The following is a 19,259-nucleotide window of genomic DNA, read 5'->3' as shown; positions in this document are numbered from 1 at the left end:
CAACATGGGCAATGCTAGGCCTATGCTGCGTATCCTTTTTGATTGTCGTAGTTTCTATAGCAACCGGACACACGAAAGGATTCACCAGCGCACTAATTATGCTGGCAGGTTCTGTAGGAATATTATCATCTCGATTGATGAGCAAAGCTAGGAAAAGTTTTACTAAGTCAATCACCGGGAGGTGTCACAAGTGAAACCTGCGCGTTTACTAGGCTGGGGTGCAACAATTGCCGCCTTTGTCGGTAGCTATTTGCTATGGACCATTGGTCAAGACTGGTGGTGGCCCTCAGTGGCTATTACCGGTACAGCGATAGCCGCAATTTGCGCGCTTAACTGTTATCTCGCACATAAAACAAAGAAATACGACTTGTATATCGCTGCATTGCTGTCAGCACTATCACCAGTTCTTATCATTACTATCGCACTCGGCTTCTTTTTCTCCGGTCCACCTACATAGGCGCGATCGGGTGCTTTTTCGGCAAGTCTTCCACGTGCTTAGTCGCCAACTGGCGTAGCGCTTGCCGCAGCTTCAACCGGGTCTCCGAAGGCTGGATCATGGCATCAATATAGCCGCGCTCAGCAGCTACATACGGCGAGGTCATATTCTCGTCGTAAAAGTCCATAAACAGTTTCTTCATGTACCCACGCTGTTCCGGCGGGGTTTGCTCCAACTGTTTACCCTGGATCATGACGACGGCCGCGGCCGCACCCATCACCGCAATCTGCGCGGTCGGCCATGCAAAGTTGATATCACCAGACAAGTTCTTCGACCCCATCACCGCATACGCACCGCCATAGGCTTTGCGCACCACCAACGAAATCTTCGGCACGGTGGCCTCCACCAAAGCAAAAGCAAAACCAGCGCCACGGTGAATCAACCCGGCCTTTTCTTGCTCCACACCCGGCAAATACCCAGGGGTATCGGCAACGAAGATCAGCGGGATGTTGTAGGCATCGCAAATACGGATAAACCGCGCGCCCTTATCAGCAGCATCGGCATCGATACAACCGGCAAAGTGCATCGGGTTATTTGCTACAAACCCCACCGCCTGACCATCAATACGCCCAAAAGCGGTTACCATATTCGGCGCAAAGTTCGCCTGCAACTCAATCAGCTGATCGTCGTCACCCAACAACTTCAGCACATCAATGATGTCGTAACCGGCATTCGTGTCATCCGGCATGAATTCGTCGAGCTCTGGGGTGTACGCGACTTCCTCGTCACTAGGCGCCAAAAACGACGGCGCCGGATCATGACACGTCAACGGCAGGTGATCCAAAAGATCACGCACCAGCTCAAAGGCATCTTCTTCGCTGTCAACAACGGCCTGCACGTTACCGTTGCGCTCCTGCTGGCGCGCACCACCGAGTTCCGCGGAGCTGACTTCCTCGCCGGTGACTTCTTTGATCACAGCCGGGCCGGTGACATACATTTCGGCCTCACCATCCACCGCGATGACAAAGTCCGTGGTCACCGGGGCATACACCGCACCACCAGCGGATTTACCCAACATGATGGAAATCTGCGGCGCATACCCCGACAGCGGCATCTGCCGACGTGCGATCTCGGAATACATCGCCAGCGACGTCACCGCATCCTGAATGCGCGCACCACCAGAATCCTGAATACCAATCACCGGGCAGCCGATGCGGGCAGCCATATCCATCACCTGCGTGACTTTCTGGCCAAACGTCACACCAACGGAACCGCCATAGACCGTCTTATCGTGCGCATAGATACACACCGGGCGGCCGCCGATGCGCCCATACCCAGTGACCACACCATCCGAGTACACCGCATCGTCATCGCCCGGGGTTTTACCCAGCGCGCCAACCTCCATGAAGGAGCCGTCGTCAAGCAAAGCATTAATGCGCTGCCGGGGAGTGGTACGCCCGGCCTCATCGCGCTTTGCCCGCGCCCGCTCCGAACCAGGATCCTGCGCCTTTTCTAAACGACGACGCAGGTCAGCGAGTTTCTCGGCGGTATTAGTCACCTAGTGCTCCTCCCGTGCAGCGGGGATCTTGCTCTTCATCCAACGGTCCATGTGCTCTGCGACGATGCCAATCGCTGGCTCATCCGGCACCGCCAGGTGATCACCCGGCAGCTGAACGATCTCTAACTCATCGACGATAGCACCCCAGCCGCCATCCGGATCAATATCGGCGTAGCGTGGCTCCAATTCAATTGCACCATCATGCATACGTTCCGCGCGGAACAACAGCACCGGCAGGTCCACATCAGCCCAGCGCGCAAAATCGAGCTTGCCCAGGATCATGTTGTCCACGAAGCTGGCGCGCTGGTGTTCCAAAACTCCCGCGGATAGCCCGTGCTCAGAAGCATCGGAGCTAGCCAGGAACTGCTCCAGCATCTGCATCAAGGCTTCCTCGCCGGCCGTTTCGAGCAGCTCGTACGGTACCGGAAAGTCCAAGCCATAGGTGCGCTCCGCGAATGCGGCGTAGCGCTCCCAGCGGGCCTTGGTCTCATCCAAGGTGTCCGGAATCGGCTCAGACGGCTGGGTGGTATCCAACAACGCAATATAGGCGAGGTCAATGCCGTGGGTGGAGTTGTCGGCGTTATCAGCATTGACAGCGTTACCAGCGTCGGCAAGCAACTGCGAAGCCGCCTCATACGCCAACGCTCCACCAAAGGACCAGCCGCCCAGGATGACAGGGCGTCCCTTCGCATACTTGCGGATATCGCCCAGGTAATCCGCCACGCGCTCTTCCAAGCTACCTTCACGCCGCTCCACGCCATAGACCGAAACCTCCTGCGGCAAGCGGCGCGCCAGCGGCTGGTACACCACCGAACTACCACCGGCCGGGTGGAACATGAACACCACCGGCGCTTCGGCGCTGCCCTCACGCAGCACCCGAATATTGCCTTCGACGTCGGTTTCCAGGCCTTCGCGCACCACGTTGGCGATTTCTTCCAGGTTTTCTGCCTTGCCGACGAGCTCGGCCCCGATGTTCATGCCACTGCGCTCACTCAAGCGCTCGGCGATTTTGTCGGCAACTTCGCCGCTGATTTCCGGCAACGTGCTGGTAACACCAGTGGCCGCGTGACCAGTCAAGCTAGCCCAGGTAGCAAACACCAGGCGCTCAGCGGCATCACGTGGCGCCACGCCGACGCCTTCTGTCTGCGTGGCATAGGACTGTTCGGGCTGCTGGGCCTGCTCTGGCTGATCGGGCCGGCCAGGCTGATCAGCAGAGCTTTGCTCGGCGGAGCTCTTCGCAGAGGAGCTCTGGTCATCCCGCACTGCAGCACCGTTTTCCGGTGTTGGGCCAGCAGAGCCATGCTTCTCCGCAACGGCCTGGTTGACCATCGCCACGACATCCGCCACCGACGCATCACGCAAAGCCTGCACCTGCAGCGGCGGAATTTGGAAATCGTTTTCCACGCGGTTTTTAATCCGCATGCCCATCAGCGAATCCAACCCCAGGTCAATCAGCGGCAACTCACCAGGCAGGTCTTCTGCGTCGTAGCCCATGGACTCAGAAACAATTAAGCGCAGGCGCTCCTCGACGGTTTCGGCCTCCGGATCCCAACGCACCCCCGAATCCGCGACAGGCATGCCCAGGTTGTTTCCGGCCGCGGCGGCACCGGCTGCACCTTCGGCATCGGGTACACCAGCAGCCAGCGGTGATTCTGGAATCGGCGCCACACCCAAATTCTGCGATTGCGCGTGTGCACCAACACCGCCGTCGGCAAGCGCCAACGTAGTAGCAAAACCTTCCGCAACCACAACGCCCGCGGTCATATCGTGCACAGTCAACGCCACACCACCAACATTGCGCTGGGCGATCGTCGTCAACTCACCCTGGGCCGGCAACGTGCGCGGTTCTTCCACCGCCACCAGCTGCGCGCCCGGCTGCATCGCCTCGGCAGCTGCTTCCAGCAACGCCAGCGCCGAAGGCACCTGATCAGCATCCACAGAAAACACGGTGCGCCCATCCGGCAAATTCACCCGGGTGCCCGGCAACCCGGCAGCACCGGGACTCGGGCGGGCATTCGTCCAATACCGTTGCTTCTTAAAGCGTGTGTTGGGCACCGCAGCATACTCACCGCTGCCATACAGCTGCGAGAAATCCACCGGTTGGCCCAAAACATAAAGCTGCGCCAGCAGATCCACCAGGTTGTTTGCGGAATCTTCCTTGCGCTTCAGCGTCTTCAGCAGCTTCGCATTAGCCTTGTCGACGCTAAAAGCAGTGTTCATCATGCCCATCAGCGCAACCGGGTTCGGGCTAATTTCCACCATCGTGTTGTGGCCATGGGCAAAAGCACTGGTGACAACATCTTGGAAGTACACCGGCTGGCGTGTCATTTCCAGCCAATAATCCTCGTTATGCACCACCGCACCACGCTGGTGGTGGATTTTGTCCACTGAAGAGAACAACGGGGTGTGCAGCGGAGCAGGTTCGATGCCTGCGATGGCACCTTCCAACTCACCGAGCAGTGGTTCCACCATGGAAGTGTGGCCGGCACCTTTTACGTCCAGCGCGCGGGCAAACTTGCCCTCTTCTTCCAGCTTTTCTACCAAGCGCAGAATCGCGGCTCGCGGGCCACCAACCGTCGTCATTCCCGGACCGGCGTACACGGCGGGTTCCACACCAGCGAATTCTTCTTGCTCGGCGTAGTCCGAAATCTGCTGTGCAGACAGCTCCACGACGGCCATCGCACCTTGTGCGTCGCCAGTCAGAGCATTTTCGCCTTCGCCCATCAGCCGGGCACGGTGGCAGGCGATCAACATGGCATCCTCAGCGCGCAAACCACCAGCAGCATAGGCTGCCGCGATCTCGCCCATGGACATGCCAATCACGGCTGCCGGGCGTGCACCGCACTGCGCCAGCAAATCCGTCAACGCGATCTGGATTGCGGTGATCGCTACCTGCGCGGTTTCGGTGTTATAGGTCTGCTCATCGTCCCGAACCAATTCCAGCACAGACCAGCCGCCCTCAAAGTCCACGATCTCGTCGAGCTCCGCCATTCGCGCGGCAAAAAACGGCGACTGTTCCAGCAGGTCCTTCACCATTTTCCGGTGCTGGGAACCAAAGCCAGAGTACACAAATACCGGGCCCGGGCTTTCCGGTGCGTCTCCGCTAAACGCAGACGTCGCAGCCTTGCCCTCGGCGAGCTTACGCAGGCGCTTCACAGCTTCACCAGCGTCCGCGGCAACAATGGCAGCCCGCGAGCGGCCATGGTTACGCTTGGCCAGGGTGCGGGCGACGGCCTGCAGATCAAAATCCTTGTTGCTCTGGGCGTCTTCCAAATAATCAGCCAAATCACCAGCTGCTTGCCGACGCCGCGATGGCACCAGGCCGGAAATCGGCAACACCACGTGATCGCTATTCAGGCGCGGCTGGGCTTCCCTAGCCACAGCCACGCCCGCAGCGCCATCGTGCGCCAACGCGTCCTGCACCGCGGCCTTCTGCGCTGCAACATTCTGGGACGCCCGAACCTCGTCGTATTTTTGCACCACGACGTGCGCGTTTGTCCCACCAAAACCGAAGCCAGAAATACCGGCAATCTTGTTTTCCGAAGGCCATTCTCGTGGGTCTTCGACAACTTCCAGGCGTTCTTTCTCGAAGTCGATATAACGGTTCGGTTCCGAGAAGTTCACCGACGGCGGCACAGTGTCGTTCTGGATCGACAGCACTACCTTGATCAAGCTGGCAATACCGGCAGCAGATTCCGAATGGCCGATATTCGACTTCACCGAGCCAATTAAGGTGTCTGTTTCCCGGCGCGGGCCAAGCACCGCGCCCAATGCGCTGGCTTCAATCGGATCACCGAGGATCGTGCCGGTGCCGTGTGTTTCCACGTAATCGACGGTCGCGGGATCAATCCCGGCATCAGCATAAGCCCGGCGCAGCACGTCAATCTGTGCTTCTGGGTTCGGCGCGGTCAAACCATTCGAGTGTCCGTCGGAGTTGGTCGCGCTGCCCTTAATCACCGCCAAGATCTCATCGCCAGCGGCTTCGGCGTCGGCAAGCCGCTTCAGCACCACTACACCGGCGCCGTCGGCACGCACGAAGCCGTCGGCATCATCGGAAAACGCATGGATAGCGCCCGACGGGGAAATCACGCCGAGCTCGCCAAAGGCAGTGGAAACAAACGGCGACGCCAGGATGTTCACGCCACCGGCGATAGCTACGTCGCACGAGCCATAGCGCAGCTCGCGCACCGCTTGGTGCACCGAAACGAGCGACGAGGAACACGCGGTGTCCACGTTCAACGACGGGCCGCGGAAATCGAAGGCATAACTGATGCGGTTCGGGATCACGGCCGAAGAGGTGCCCGTCAGCGCGTATGGGTGGGCCTCGGCTGGATCAGCGGCAATCAGCATGCCGTAGTCATTATTCGAACTACCCATAAACACGCCGACGGGCTTGCCCTTGAGTTCATTGGCCGGCAGGTGTGCGTTTTCCAGCGCGTGCCAGGTCAGCTCCAGCATGATGCGCTGCTGCGGATCCATGTTGGTGGCCTCAATGGGAGAAAGGCCAAAAAATTCCGGGTCAAAACTGGCGATATCGTCCAGGTAGCCACCGGTGAGATTGATCTTGCCCATCTTTTCCGACATCACTGGGTCGGACTGGTACTCACTCCAACGCCCCAGTGGCAGCTCGCCTGTGGCAGTGCGGCCTTCTGCGAGCAGCTTCCAGTACTCGTCCAAGCCATCTGCCTGCGGGAATCGGGCGGACATACCGACGATCGCGATATCACCACCGTAGGCACCGGCGCCGCCATGCGCACCGTTTCCGGCACCAGCGACGTCGGCACGCTCGTAAGACTGCTGGGCAGCCCCGGCCCGCGCGCTATCTTCCGCCGGACCGTCGACCAGCCGTTGAGCCAGCGAGGCGATAGTGGGGTATTCGTAAGCGATAGTCGGATCCAGCCGAGTATCCAGCAGGGTTTCTAATTCACCCGACAGGATCACTGCATCGCGCGAAGAAAGCCCCAGGGCTTCCAGCGGCTTGTTTTCCGATACCTCTTCAACGGGAAGATCAGTGACCTTCACTACCCACTCGGTCAGCCAGCTCTTCAGCTGCTCAACTGTCATTTAGGCTTCTCCCTCAGATCCCTCATACTTCTTCTTTGCTACCTGCCGCGCAATCTTGCCTGCCGACGAGCGGGAGAGCTCGCCAGGAGCCAGGAACTGAATATCATACGGGCGCACACCATGGCGTGCGGTAACTTCCGCGCGGATGGCGGAAATTGCCTGTTCGTCTCCGGATTCTTCGGCTTGGTCGGCACGTTCTACCAGCAGCACGAGTTCCTCGGTGTTTTCTGCGGAGACCGCAAAGGCAGCCACGGAATCGCTACGCACGTGCTCGCTGGCGGTCATCACGGTGTGCTCAATATCCTGCGGGTAATGGTTGCGACCAGCAATGATGATCATATCTTTCAAACGACCAGTGATAAACAACTCGCCGTCGATAAGCACGCCCAGGTCACCGGTAGCCATCCACTTATCCGCCGGAGCATCAGCCACGCGGGAGTCCTCCAGCCGCTCACCAATGGTGTTGTGGAAAGTAGCCGCAGTTTCTTCCGGACGGTTCAGGTAGCCCGCAGCCATGTTGTCACCGTGGCACCACACCTCTCCGACGGTGGAATCTGGCAATTCGGCTTTAGTTTCTGGGTCCACGATGGTCAGAAATTGTGGACGCACCACTTCGCCGTTGGAAATAAACGCCACACCATCTTCGCTAGCAGTCTCCACGGCCTTGCCCTGCGCAATTTCGTCGCGCTCAAAGTACTTCACCTTTGGGCGATCCTCGGTCTGCGGGGTGGTCACCATCAGCGAGGCCTCTGCCAGACCATACGACGGACGCAGCATGCGACGAGTCAAGCCCTTCGGCTCAAAAGCATCCAGGAATGAGTTCAGCGCTTTCACCGTCACCGGCTCCGACCCAATGATGATTCCGTTGATATTCGAGAAATCCAGGCCGTCTTCATTGCCATAACGAACTGCGAGATCCAATGCGAAGTTCGGAATCACAGTATAGACACCATTGCTGTCGTCGCCTTCGCGAGCTGAGATCATGCGCGTCCAACGTGCTGGTTGCTGGATGAAATCTTTCGGCGACATCATCTCATTGCGCAGCCCCATGATCGTGGCGAACAAGCTCAGAATAATTCCCATGTCGTGGTGCAGCGGCAACCACGACACCAAACGCAACGGCAGGCGCAGGCGAGCTGCTTCGAAGATCTGCAATACGTTGGTCAGAATCGAACGGTTCGTCAGTTCCACACCAGCCGGGGTGCGCGTAGAGCCAGAGGTGTACTGCAAGAAAGCCGGTTCGTCGATGGGCATCACCGTCGACGAAGCCATGCGCTGCTGGCCTTCGATGGTTTGTTGTGGGTTGATGTAGGAATCAGCCAAGGAATCCGGCAGCGAATCTACCGCCAAGATACGGGGGCGTTCACGAGCCGGGAGTTTTTTGAAGTGATCACGCACCGCCGCTGCCGAAGGGCGGTTGGTAAGCACCAACTTCGGGCTGCAATCAGCGAAGACCGCCGTCAGGTGCCCTTCATGGCCTGGTTCATTCGGGTCGTAAAGAGGCACCGGAACCATACCGGCATACATCGCGCCCACAAAGCCGAAAATGTATTCCGGAGAATTTCCCATCAAAATCGCGACCCGGTCGCCCATCTTGGCAACCTGTTGCAAACGCGCAGCCACAGATTTGATGCGAATGTTGATCTCTTGTCGAGTGAAATCAACCGCAGTGCCTTCGCGAGACTGGGAGTAATCCCAGAAGCGCAGGCAATGCCGGTCTGCTCCACCGGTGTGTAGATCACCCTGATAGAGCAATTCCGCCAGCCCGACTAGGGACAATTGCGGGGCGAGTTTCAGGTTGCCCTGGCCGTCGTAAAACTGACTCATTGCTGCTTTAAGATCCATGGTGATTCCTTCTTTGAACTAACACCGGTGCAAGTAGTACCGGTCGAAAATGTTTGTTTATCTAAGATTCCAGCCTACTTTGGCGCAGAAGTCATGCAACTACCAGGTGCTATCGGAAACAAAATAAGAAACGTTAACATCTATAACATATACACCAAATGATATGAGTTCTAATTCACAATCACGATTCGCCACGCCGAAAAACCGCCACGCCGAAAGACTTTCAACATGGCGGTGCTGGTGAGGTTCACATTTCGAGCAAACCTATCTCGCTAACCATGATCGATGGTCTCGATAGCCCAATTCTTAATCCACTGATCCGCAGTTGTTCCGGGAACAACGTCCGTATTAGTGCCGTATTGCGCGTGCGAATTATTCGCCAGCTCCAAAGCCCGTCCTAAACCATCAATCACGCTTTCCGGTGCAGCGCAGATCGGGTCACTCGAAGCACAGATCTGGAAAGTACGATCCTGCAACGCACCAAAACCATCACGCGCACCCCGCATTGATGCCCCCGGAGTGACATTTTGCACCAGCCCCTCGACCGGTTTCAGCGACACCTCGGCACCAACTCCGCCAACGGGGTTGCCAGGGTTGATGCCCTGATCCGCAGTACGACGGCCGTCGGCAAGCAAAGCAACACCACGAACCCGCTCGGGAGGGATCGGGCCACGATGATTACCGATCTCATTGACGATATCGCCCAAAATTACCGCGCCTTGGGAAAACCCAGTCATGGCAAAGTCAGTTAACGGACATTCCCCGTGAGTGGAAAGCAAGCGCTCACGCACCTTCTGCGTACCTTCTTCACGAGATTCGTCATAAGTCAGTTGATCCTGATTCTGCACGTTGGCAAACTGCGCAGAATACGGCAAAGTCCATACACGCACATCGTCCGGAGCGTAACGCTCCTGCAGCGGGCGGGTGACATTCAGCAAGAATGAATGCGGGTTCGCCTGTGGATTGAACGGGTCATCATCCGCAGCAGATTCCCATGTGCCCGGTGCAGCAATAAACTCCACGCGCGGGCACCATTCCGGTTGCACTGGCCCTTCAGCTTCTTCGGCAGGACGAGCCTGGTCGTCCGGGGCCATCGGATCATCACCGTTCAGGTATTGCACTACCCCGGCACCGATCAGAACGATCAGGACGATCACGGCGACAACCGTGAGCACTTTTCTCATAGCTTCACATTTCTTGATTGAGCACGACTGCGGAATTTTCTAGCACATAACTACCGCACTAGCACTAGCAAAAGCGCCCGCGCGCGGATTCCGTCAATTTATCAACCAAATCTTCAAATTCTCTGTCAGTGCGCTGCTGCCCGATCAGCTGCCCAGCCACTGCCTGTAAGATAGCGGTCTGCTCATCACAAACCAGATAGCCAGCAGAAACCACCTGACCTTCGACACCTGCAACATCAACTCCGAGAGCACGAACATCATCGAGGAAGGCGGCGTTCTCACCCTCGAAAGGGTTCGTCTCAGGAATTTCGTCGATTTCCTGCGCGCCACGGTCACGGCCACCGGCAGTTTGCGGCGCCGGCTCAGCGTTATTATTCCCGGCACTATTCTGCCCGGAACCAGACTTAGCCGTCGTAGAACCCTCGCTGGATTTTTTGCCGTCCTTACCGTCTTTGTCGTCCTTACCAGCCCCCGGCGACGTTGTAGAACTGGCTGCGGTGGATTTCGTAGTCTGTGTCGAGGATTTGCTCAGGGTTTCTGGTGCTTCGTCTTCTACGGTCGCTGAACCACAGGCGGCCAAAACCAGGGCACCGGTGGTCAACGCCGCTACCAACGACGCTTTCCGACGCCGCACCCCAGTGTTGCGAAAAGCTTCAACGCTACGAATACCTGTGCTTCGAGTAAATCGCATTACTTCTCCCGTACGCCACCGTTGATCTCTTGCAGGGTTCCGTTCTGGAACTTCTGCTCATTCACGCCCGGCTTCGACTCGAAGTCCGCGGTAGGCCAGCCGAATTTGCCTTTCTCGTAACCGTGCTTACCCCATTCGTCGAAGATCTTTCCGTACTTGATCACCTGGGCGCCGGATTCTGGCGAGAAGTAAATATTGCCGTTTTCGAATTGCTGGAACCAACCGCCATCGATCTTGTACTCATTGCTGATCGGCAGACCCAAGTCAGCCTTGTCCACGGTCGCATACTTCTTAGCGATTGCGCCGAAGACCAGGTGGGTCTTGCCCTCGCGGTTACGCGCTAGGAAGCCACCTTGCATCGGCTGTAGCTTGCCGCCATTGATGTGTTCATCCTTGCCGGTAGGGTACCCGGAGCGGCCACGCTCGTAGTCGTATTCTTTCCAGCCTTCCAACAAATCATTCGGAACTTCCCAAGCACCAGTATCTGGGTGCCAATAAATGTTGCCGTTTTCGAACTGTACAAACCGGCCCTTGCCGTCTGGCGTACCCAGTTCAGTGGACTTCGGGAAGCCCAACCACGAGGTTGCTCCACCCAGCTGCGCATAACGCGCGTTGATCGCGCCGTAAACCCCATGCGCACCGGTTTCTGGCGACCAATAAGCAGTACCGCCGGTGAAATCCTGCGCCACACCACTGGTCTCGCCCACCTGGTATTCGTTGGTCAAGCATTCTTCGAAGTGCGCCTGGCCAGCAACGCTGGCTCCAATGGCTCCCTTAACTTCGCACTCCGCCGCGCGGCCTTCTTGTGGGATGCTCAGAGAGTTCGCGATGTACGGCCAGGCCTGCTTCAGCTCAAATTCCCAGTATTCCCAAGTGTGAATACCGGTTGGGCGGAACTTCGCGACGACATCCACGTTTTGGGCCTTGGCACGGTCCACGAAGGTTTGCGTCGACATGCGCGAAATAACTTCCAGGCCCACACCTGGCAAGCTTGGGCCGTGCTTGGCGACGGAGTTCGGGTCGCCAAAGTCCGGCTGTCCGCTACCGGAAGAAACATAGACTGTCATATCGCGCAATTGCTCGATACCAAGCTTCGGATCATGGTCGATCCAGCCCTGGCTGTACAGCGGGCCCCACATTGCTTCAGCGTTGTAGCCGCCACCGTCGGAAAGCGCCATCTGAATCGCTTCCGGCATACCCTTGCTAGTCGTATCCAAGTATCCGGAGAACGAACCTGCGAAATTAAACAGGTGTGGGTTCCGCTCTGCCATGTTGATAGCAGAAGTTGCGCCCATGGACAGACCAGCGACTGCCCGCTGCTTGTTGGAGCGGAACTTGTTATCCATGATTGGGATGACTTCCTTGGTCAGGAAAGATTCCCACTTATAGTGCTTGCCATTGTCTGGTTTCTGCCAGTCAGAATAGAACGACGACTCACCACCGACTGGCAACACGACGTTGACATTCTTGTCGGCGAAATACTGCTCGACATCAGTCGCGATGGTCCAGCCGGATTCGGTTTCACGGGCACGCAAACCGTCCATCAACCACAATTCCGGGAACTGCTGGTTCGGCTTAGCGTAATAGTCACGGGCCAGCAGAATCTGGAACTTCATTTCCTGGTCTGGCATGGCAGCGGACTTCACGTATACGAAGGCGTGGCGGGGCGATTTGTATTCCACACGATCAATTTCCACGCCTGCTGGCAGCCCATCGGAGCTCGGGTATTCCGTTTCGATGGTGCTGCGCTGTGGAGCTTCGCCCGGAAGAATCGAGTCAGTCAGGCCATCGTTTTTTGGCAGTAGGTTCGAGCTTCCTGGTAGCGAGCTTTGGGCTTGCGCCACCGGCGCCTGCGTCGTAATAGGTACGACAGCCAAGCCGGTAGCAACGGCGGTAGGCACAGCCAAGGCCTTAAACCAGGCACGACCGCGAGTACCGCGTGACTGACCGGCAGCCTGTGATTGAACGTGCGGGGAACGAGACGAGTCTAGTCGCATAATGATTCCTTGAAAGTGTGTACAGGGTAGGCAAAATTCAGGCCCGCCCCCACCCCGGAAGTTCCCCGCTTCCGGGATGCGGCTGGCCTACTCGCGTAGTTATCAAGTCTAAAGTTTAGGTTTAACTTGGCGATGGTTGGTAAGACACTCCGGTACTTCGCAGAAAAATACACAAAGATCATTAGCCCAGAAATGATTCAGCCCTAGAAATCATTAAATTATTCAGCTCCAGCAATATTTCAGCAGCAGACAACACGCTAGAAACAAAAACCGGACTGGTGTCGCTGTGTTGCGACACCAGTCCGGTTGCGAGCTCAGGCTAGTTTTTAACGAGCTCCCATAACATCCAAGATGCGGTCATAAGTGCGATCCAACTGGTAGTTGAACTGGTACCAGTTGTGCAGACCAACGCCTGGGTAATCGGTGGTGATAGGGACACCATTCAAGCGAGCATTCGCTTCAAAGGCCCGGGTGCCGATCATGGACATGAATTCCAAAACGATGCCCGGAGTCTGGTGCTGCGGCGCCAAGTTATGATCCGCTGGCCCAGGAATACCGGAAGCGGCAGAAACGTAAACGTCGGTATTACGCAAGTTGCCCACCAAGTGGAATGGGTCGTTCTGGAAACGAGCTGGGTTAATGATCGTGCCGTACATCGCGTTGATGTTGTAGCCACCTGCATCAAGCAACGCCACCCGCATCATGGTCTGCATTCCCGGTGCAGTGGTGAAAAGGTAACCGGAATAAGACAGGGCCTGACGGAATTGGTTTGGGTGCTTGCCAGCCAGGTTCATCGCGGCAGTCGCCCCCATCGACAGTCCGGCAATCGAGTTGTTGTTCGGAGCAACACCGAAGTGCTGCTGCAGATAGCCAGGAAGCTCAGCAGTCAGGAAAGTCTCCCACTTGTAACTGCCGTCTTCTTCACCCGGGAAGTACTTCGGGGTGCCTTTCCAGTCTGCGTAGAACGATGCCTCGCCACCGACCGGCATTACCAGGGTGATGTTGTTGTCCACAAATTTCTTGTGGGCGTTGCCCTCGCGATTCCAACCATTTTGTTGGTTGTTCGCCCGCAAACCATCTAGAAGATATAGGCCTGCGTTGCCACCACGAGAAGCAGGCTGGATCTGCACGGGAATATTACGCCCCATTGCTGGCGAATATACGTCACAGCGTTGCACAAAATAAGCTACATGCGGGTCCCAATCACAGGTACCCGTAGCATCCGGGCGCAACCAGCCCCGGTTGTCTTGTGCGGTCGCCACCGATGGGCTAGCCATCATTCCGAGCGCCACCGCCACAGCAGCCACCGCAGCGACCACCGCACGACGCATATTCACGATCGACGTCATTGCTCCCCTTCACGGAAATTTTTCCAAGCTGCCTTTATGCTCCAAGCTTTTCGATCGAACGCTAGCAAGCAACCGTATGCGGTGATCAGCCAAAAACCAGAGCGGCAGCAGATTCTAGTAAGTGTATCGAAAACCGAGACAATTTCGTTACACAGCTAAAAATCAGTCTAGGGGGAGGCAAAAATAATCGCTACTTGAAAATGATTTTAAATTGCAGGAACGATGTACACAGCCAGCACGATGCAAGCGATCCACAGCAACGCCAGCACCTGCAGCGCGCGATCTTCCAACGCAATCTCATCCGGAGCTCCACCTTCACCCCGGTCCACATTGGAGGCATAGCGCAAAATAGCAATGGTAAACGGCACCAGGGAAACCTGGTACATGATCGACGTCAAGCCCTCAGTAGCCTGCGAGAGTTCAAATCCCCACAGCGCATAGGACATAACGACGGCGGTAGCAGCCAAAGTCCAAACGAAGCGCAGGTACGTCGGCGTGTAGCCCTCCAATGCCTTGCGGATCTTAGCACCCGTGCGTTCCGAGAGCAGCAGCTCCGCATAACGCTTACCGGAAGCCATAAACAAGGAACCGAATGCCGCCACCAGCAGGAACCATTGTGAAAGTTCGATACCGGCAGCTACACCACCTGCCATCGCACGCAGCATGAACCCAGAAGACACCAAGCCGATATCAATCACCGGCATGTGCTTCCAGCCAAAGCAATAGCCCAGCTGCAAGGCGATATACACCGCAATCACCGAGGCCAGACCCACCCCATCAGAGGCCAAGAAGGACAGGCCAACGGCGGCAATAATGAGCCCGACAGCCATGGCATAGGCCAGGCCGACCGGCAGCACCCCAGCGGCAATCGGGCGGAAGCGCTTAGTCGGGTGCTCGCGGTCAGAAGCGACATCGCGGGCATCATTGACCAAGTAGATCGAGGACGCACCCATGCAGAAGACGATAAAAGCCAAGGCGACGTCGGCAAGCGTGCGCCCATCCAACAAGACACCCGCACCGGCAGCAGCCGGCGCCGCGATAACCAGGCTGTTTTTTACCCACTGCTTCGGACGCAGCGCCTTGATCATGCCATCAAGCAAGTTTTTCGGAGGTTGCCGCTTCCGGCCGGTATCCACGCCGGAGGTATGCGGTTCCGAATGAAACACGCTTTGGTGACCGTCGTTTTCCATCTAGCCTTGCCTCATCATTCGCTTAGCGGTCGCATAACCAATCATTGCACCCAGCAGAGTATCTGTCGGGTAATGAACCCCCAACACCATACGCGATGCCATCATTACCGGGATACCTGCCAACGGTATTTTTGTACCCGTCAATTCTGAAATCCCAGTACAAAACGCCGCTGTGGACGTCGAATGTGACGACGGAAACGACAACTTCGATGGCGTAGACACCCCCACGCGCACATACGGATAATCCGGACGACGCCGACGCACGATGCGTTTCAGCACCACCGATGCGGCATGCGCGGTCAATGCCGAGGCACCAACTCGTACCCACTGGCCACGACGCTGCTTGTCGACGGCAGCACCTACTCCTGCGCTGGCAACCCAGCCTGCAGCATGTTCACCGAAATGCGATAGCCCACGAGCAGCCGACAGCACACCCGGCGCATCGAAAGCCACCGCCTGAATACGCTGCAGAACCCGAGATTCTGCCCGGCTCAGTTGATTGGGTTCGTTTTTGCTGGGTTTATTGGGCATCAAACACCTTCTTCCACGATTCACGTGCGGTCAATTGCGGGCGCGCGCTTCGATAAGTTTCCTGCAGCTCATCGAAACGAGCGTCAATATCTTTCAATAGCTGCCGGGTTTGTGAGAGCAACTCACTGGTTAACTGCTTATCGCGTTTGCGGAAGGCCACCCCGGTACCACCAGCGGTGGTCACAGTCGCCGAATCAACTCGCGACAGGTTATACCACCGCGCATCCTTTGGATTTAGGTTGATCTGTGGTGCTTCATAGTGCGCCGGGTCAGCTTCCCGCGACATGTGGCGCAGGGTTTTCAACAGCCACGGAATCTTTTTCACCTTACCCAAACGACCACCAACGTTGCGTAAAGGCACATTGGCACCGGTCGGCGCTGGCAGATCTGCCGCCGACTCGTATATAACAGCATCATCGTAGTTCTGTCGGATCTTCTGGATGCGTGGCAGCGACGATTCTAAGACATCAAAGAGTTGCGCTGGGCCAGACAGGAAATCCCGCATGGCTTCAATTTGAATGGCCATGGTGGAATACTCCATGCACAGCGCATGCTTGTAGCTTGATTTCATGATCGAGCGTGCCACGCCCTTGAAGCTGCCGCGATGATACATAGCAGCAGTGATCAGACGATTACGCAGGTGGAAATACGCCTGCCAGTCGATCGCATCGTCCTTATCTGCCCAGGCCATGTGCCAGATTGCGGCACCCGGCCAGGTGACCGTCGGAAAGCCGAACTCGGCAGCACGCAAGGAATATTCTGTATCATCCCACTTGATAAACAGCGGCAATGGCTGGCCGACGGTTTCGGCAACCACGCGTGGGAACAAGCACATCCACCAGCCGTTATAGGTAACATCGACACGCCGGTGTAAGTCTGCACTGCTTTTCGCGTGCGGGTTGCGCTGTTGTTCTTCGGTGAGCGTGTAGCCCAACGGGTATTCAGAAAAGTCGTGATCGTACACACCATATGGGGCTGGCCCCCACATAAAGTCGTGGCCTTGGATCATTTCGCCTGTGGTACGCAATTGTGCGCGCTGTTGCAGGTTCAACATTTGTCCACCAACGACAATCGGGCTGGCCGCAAAACGGGCAGCCTGCACGGCACGCAAAATGGAATCTGGTTCGATGGCAATATCGTCGTCCATGAACAACACGAACGGCGCATCAGTGTTTTCCACAAACTCGTACATGATGCGCGAATAACCACCGGAACCACCCAAGTTGCCCTGCCGGAATTCACGGAAGCGTTCGCCGAATACAGCTACCGCGTCGTCATAACCGGGCTCGTCAGCTGGGTGCTGGTTGCCCTGGTCCGGCATGAGCACGTGAGAAATAGCTTGTTCGACGACAGGATCCTCCCCCAGCGCCTGCAGCGCGGCAACGGCGTCGGCTGGGCGGTTGAACGTCGGGATGCCGACAGCGACTTTTTTCGCGGCAGGCTCGATGGTGGACCCGTCGGGAAGCGTTTGTGGCTTCGGCGCGTGTGGAGCACACCAGGCGGCTTCGCTAATAATGGTGTCCGTTTCTGCGGTGACATCAAACCAGTACCAGCCACCGTCTTCAAAGTTCTTCAGTGGCAGCTCGATGTCCAGAGTGTCATCGGCAATCAAATGGTTGCTCACCCCAACTCGGGTGCCATCGACTTTGGAGCGATACACAGCGATATTGGCGGTACCGGTGACCTTCATGGTCAATACGACGGAGTCCAACTGTGACCAGCGGCGCCAATACGATGCTGGGAAGGCATTGAAGTAGGTTTCGAAGCTAGCTTCCGCACCAGCCGGCACGGTGACATCAGTGCGGGTATTCCAGCTCAAGCGTTCTTTGTTTTGCGTGGATTCGATGAGATACAGCATGCAGACATCGAAAGGTTCGCCACGTTTCGGCAAAAGGATGCGTTGCAGGGCTTCGCGATGGTTCACGGTTCTCCAGTTCACAGAAGTTGATTCACGGTAATGAGTGCAGAGTGCTTAGTTCAGGGCGCTGGGTCCAGCGTGCTAGTCCAGCGGTTATTTCTTAGTGGCCACGTTCTTGTTCCAACGGCTTCCCATCCTGGAAATACGGCACCAGTTTATTGTCGAACATGGACAGCGCCGCACCAATGGCCATGTGCATGTCCAGGTACTGGTAGGTGCCTAGACGGCCGCCAAAGAGCACATTGTTGTCTGTAACTTCTTTTGCCGCATGCTTGCGGTAAGCAGCGAGTTTTTCGCGATCTTCCGGGGTGTTGATCGGGTAATACGGTTCGTCATCGGCACCAGCGAAACGTGAATATTCTTTGAAAATCACTGTCTTGTTGCGCTGGTAATTGCGCTCTGGGTGGAAGTGGCGGAATTCCAGGATGCGAGTGTAGTCCACATCCTGGTCGTTGTAATTCATGACCGCGGTGCCCTGGAAATCTTCCACATCATGGACCTCTTTGTCGAAGTCCACGGTACGCCAGCCCAAACGGCCCTCGCAGTAGTCGAAATAGCGGTCCAACGGGCCGGTGTAGACCACAGGAGCATCCGGTGACTGCGCCCGGATGTCATCCCGAACTTCGAACCAATCCGTGTCCAATCGGACATCGATGTTGTCCGAAGCCGCCATATTCTCTAGCCAGGCGGTATACCCGTTGACCGGCAGTCCTTCGTAGGTGTCATTGAAGTAGCGGTTGTTGAAGGTATAGCGCACTGGCAGTCGAGTGATATTGCCAGCTGGGAGGTTTTTCGGGTCAGTTTGCCACTGTTTAGCGGTATAGCCTTTCACAAATGCCTCGTAAAGCGGGCGCCCGATCAGCGAAATGGCTTTTTCCTCTAGGTTTTCGGCTTTATCCGAGTCGAATTCCGAAGCTTGCTCAGCGATGAGTTGTTTGGCTTCTTCCGGGCTGTAATAGCGCCCAAAGAATTGGTTAATCAGGCCCAGCCCCATCGGGAATTGGTAGGCGGTGCCGTCGTGCATAGCGAATACCCGGTGCTGGTAATCAGTGAAATCGGTAAATTTGTTGACGTAATCCCACACCCGCTTATTGGAGGTGTGGAACAGGTGAGCACCGTATTTATGCACCTCAATGCCGGTTTCTTCATCGGTTTCGGTGTAGCAGTTTCCACCAAGATGGGAGCGCTTTTCGACGATGAGCACTTTCTTGCCCAACTCATTGGCCGCGCGTTCTGCGATGGTGAGGCCGAAAAATCCGGATCCGACAATGATGAGGTCATATGCAGTCATGCATTACAGACTAGTGGAGCACCACCCGCACTAGTGGGAGCAACCAAGTTGGGTGGGCAACTTTTCCCCGGAGAAACGCTGTCCGCGTACGCAGTATTCTGCAAAAAACGTACGCAGTATTCTGCGAAAAACTTGTGGCCAGGATGGGGCCAACCCATCCCGAATAATGCTTCCCGATACGCGTGTCGCAACATGATTAACATTT

Annotated in this window: 12 protein-coding genes; 1 reads left to right on the top strand and 11 read right to left on the bottom strand. The window is 56.6% G+C overall.

Annotation, left to right across the window (positions count from 1 at the left end; genetic code table 11):
- The first annotated feature begins 190 nt into the window (after positions 1–190).
- Positions 191–457: a hypothetical protein gene (locus tag HMPREF1292_RS10680; protein WP_023018802.1), complete on the top strand. Its 267-nt coding sequence runs from the start codon at positions 191–193 to the stop codon at positions 455–457.
- Here HMPREF1292_RS10680 and HMPREF1292_RS03640 read toward each other — a convergent pair.
- From HMPREF1292_RS03640 to glf, 11 genes are all read right to left on the bottom strand, one after another.
- Positions 450–1,994 (bottom strand): acyl-CoA carboxylase subunit beta, encoded by a 1,545-nt coding sequence (locus tag HMPREF1292_RS03640; protein ID WP_018121549.1) that lies wholly within the window; start codon positions 1,992–1,994, stop codon positions 450–452. The genes HMPREF1292_RS10680 and HMPREF1292_RS03640 overlap by 8 nt on opposite strands.
- Positions 1,995–7,058 (bottom strand): polyketide synthase Pks13, encoded by a 5,064-nt coding sequence (gene pks13, locus HMPREF1292_RS03635; RefSeq protein WP_023018801.1) that lies wholly within the window; start codon positions 7,056–7,058, stop codon positions 1,995–1,997.
- Positions 7,059–8,903, bottom strand: coding sequence for a FadD32-like long-chain-fatty-acid--AMP ligase (locus HMPREF1292_RS03630; protein ID WP_023018800.1), 1,845 nt, complete (start codon positions 8,901–8,903; stop codon positions 7,059–7,061).
- Positions 8,904–9,175: 272 nt separating this feature from the next.
- Entirely contained in the window at positions 9,176–10,087 is a 912-nt protein-coding gene (locus tag HMPREF1292_RS03625; RefSeq protein WP_023018799.1) for a cutinase family protein, read from the bottom strand.
- Between the two features lie 64 nt (positions 10,088–10,151).
- A complete protein-coding gene (locus tag HMPREF1292_RS03620; RefSeq protein ID WP_023018798.1) occupies positions 10,152–10,778 on the bottom strand; it encodes a hypothetical protein in 627 nt (208 codons plus the stop codon).
- Entirely contained in the window at positions 10,778–12,775 is a 1,998-nt protein-coding gene (locus tag HMPREF1292_RS03615) for an alpha/beta hydrolase-fold protein (protein WP_023018797.1), read from the bottom strand. Before HMPREF1292_RS03615 ends, HMPREF1292_RS03620 begins: the two co-directional genes overlap by 1 nt.
- A 326-nt stretch (positions 12,776–13,101) precedes the next feature.
- Entirely contained in the window at positions 13,102–14,124 is a 1,023-nt protein-coding gene (locus tag HMPREF1292_RS03610; protein WP_021353473.1) for an alpha/beta hydrolase family protein, read from the bottom strand.
- A gap of 206 nt (positions 14,125–14,330) precedes the next feature.
- Positions 14,331–15,314 (bottom strand): decaprenyl-phosphate phosphoribosyltransferase, encoded by a 984-nt coding sequence (locus tag HMPREF1292_RS03605; RefSeq protein ID WP_023018796.1) that lies wholly within the window; start codon positions 15,312–15,314, stop codon positions 14,331–14,333.
- Positions 15,315–15,845 carry a phosphatase PAP2 family protein gene (locus HMPREF1292_RS03600; RefSeq protein ID WP_023018795.1) on the bottom strand — a complete coding sequence of 177 codons (531 nt, stop codon included), beginning with the start codon at positions 15,843–15,845 and terminating at the stop codon, positions 15,315–15,317.
- On the bottom strand, positions 15,835–17,769 hold the full coding sequence (locus tag HMPREF1292_RS03595) for a glycosyltransferase (RefSeq protein ID WP_023018794.1): 1,935 nt from the start codon (positions 17,767–17,769) through the stop codon (positions 15,835–15,837). The genes HMPREF1292_RS03600 and HMPREF1292_RS03595 overlap by 11 nt, the downstream gene beginning before the upstream one ends.
- Positions 17,770–17,863: 94 nt before the next feature.
- Entirely contained in the window at positions 17,864–19,054 is a 1,191-nt protein-coding gene (gene glf / locus HMPREF1292_RS03590; protein ID WP_021353469.1) for a UDP-galactopyranose mutase, read from the bottom strand.
- Positions 19,055–19,259: the final 205 nt, after the last annotated feature.

The sequence above is a fragment of the Corynebacterium sp. KPL1995 genome (assembly GCF_000477935.1).
GTDB classification, from domain to species: domain Bacteria; phylum Actinomycetota; class Actinomycetes; order Mycobacteriales; family Mycobacteriaceae; genus Corynebacterium; species Corynebacterium pseudodiphtheriticum.
Note: the sequence above shows the minus strand (reverse complement) of the source record. Positions and strands in the feature narration are given on the sequence as shown.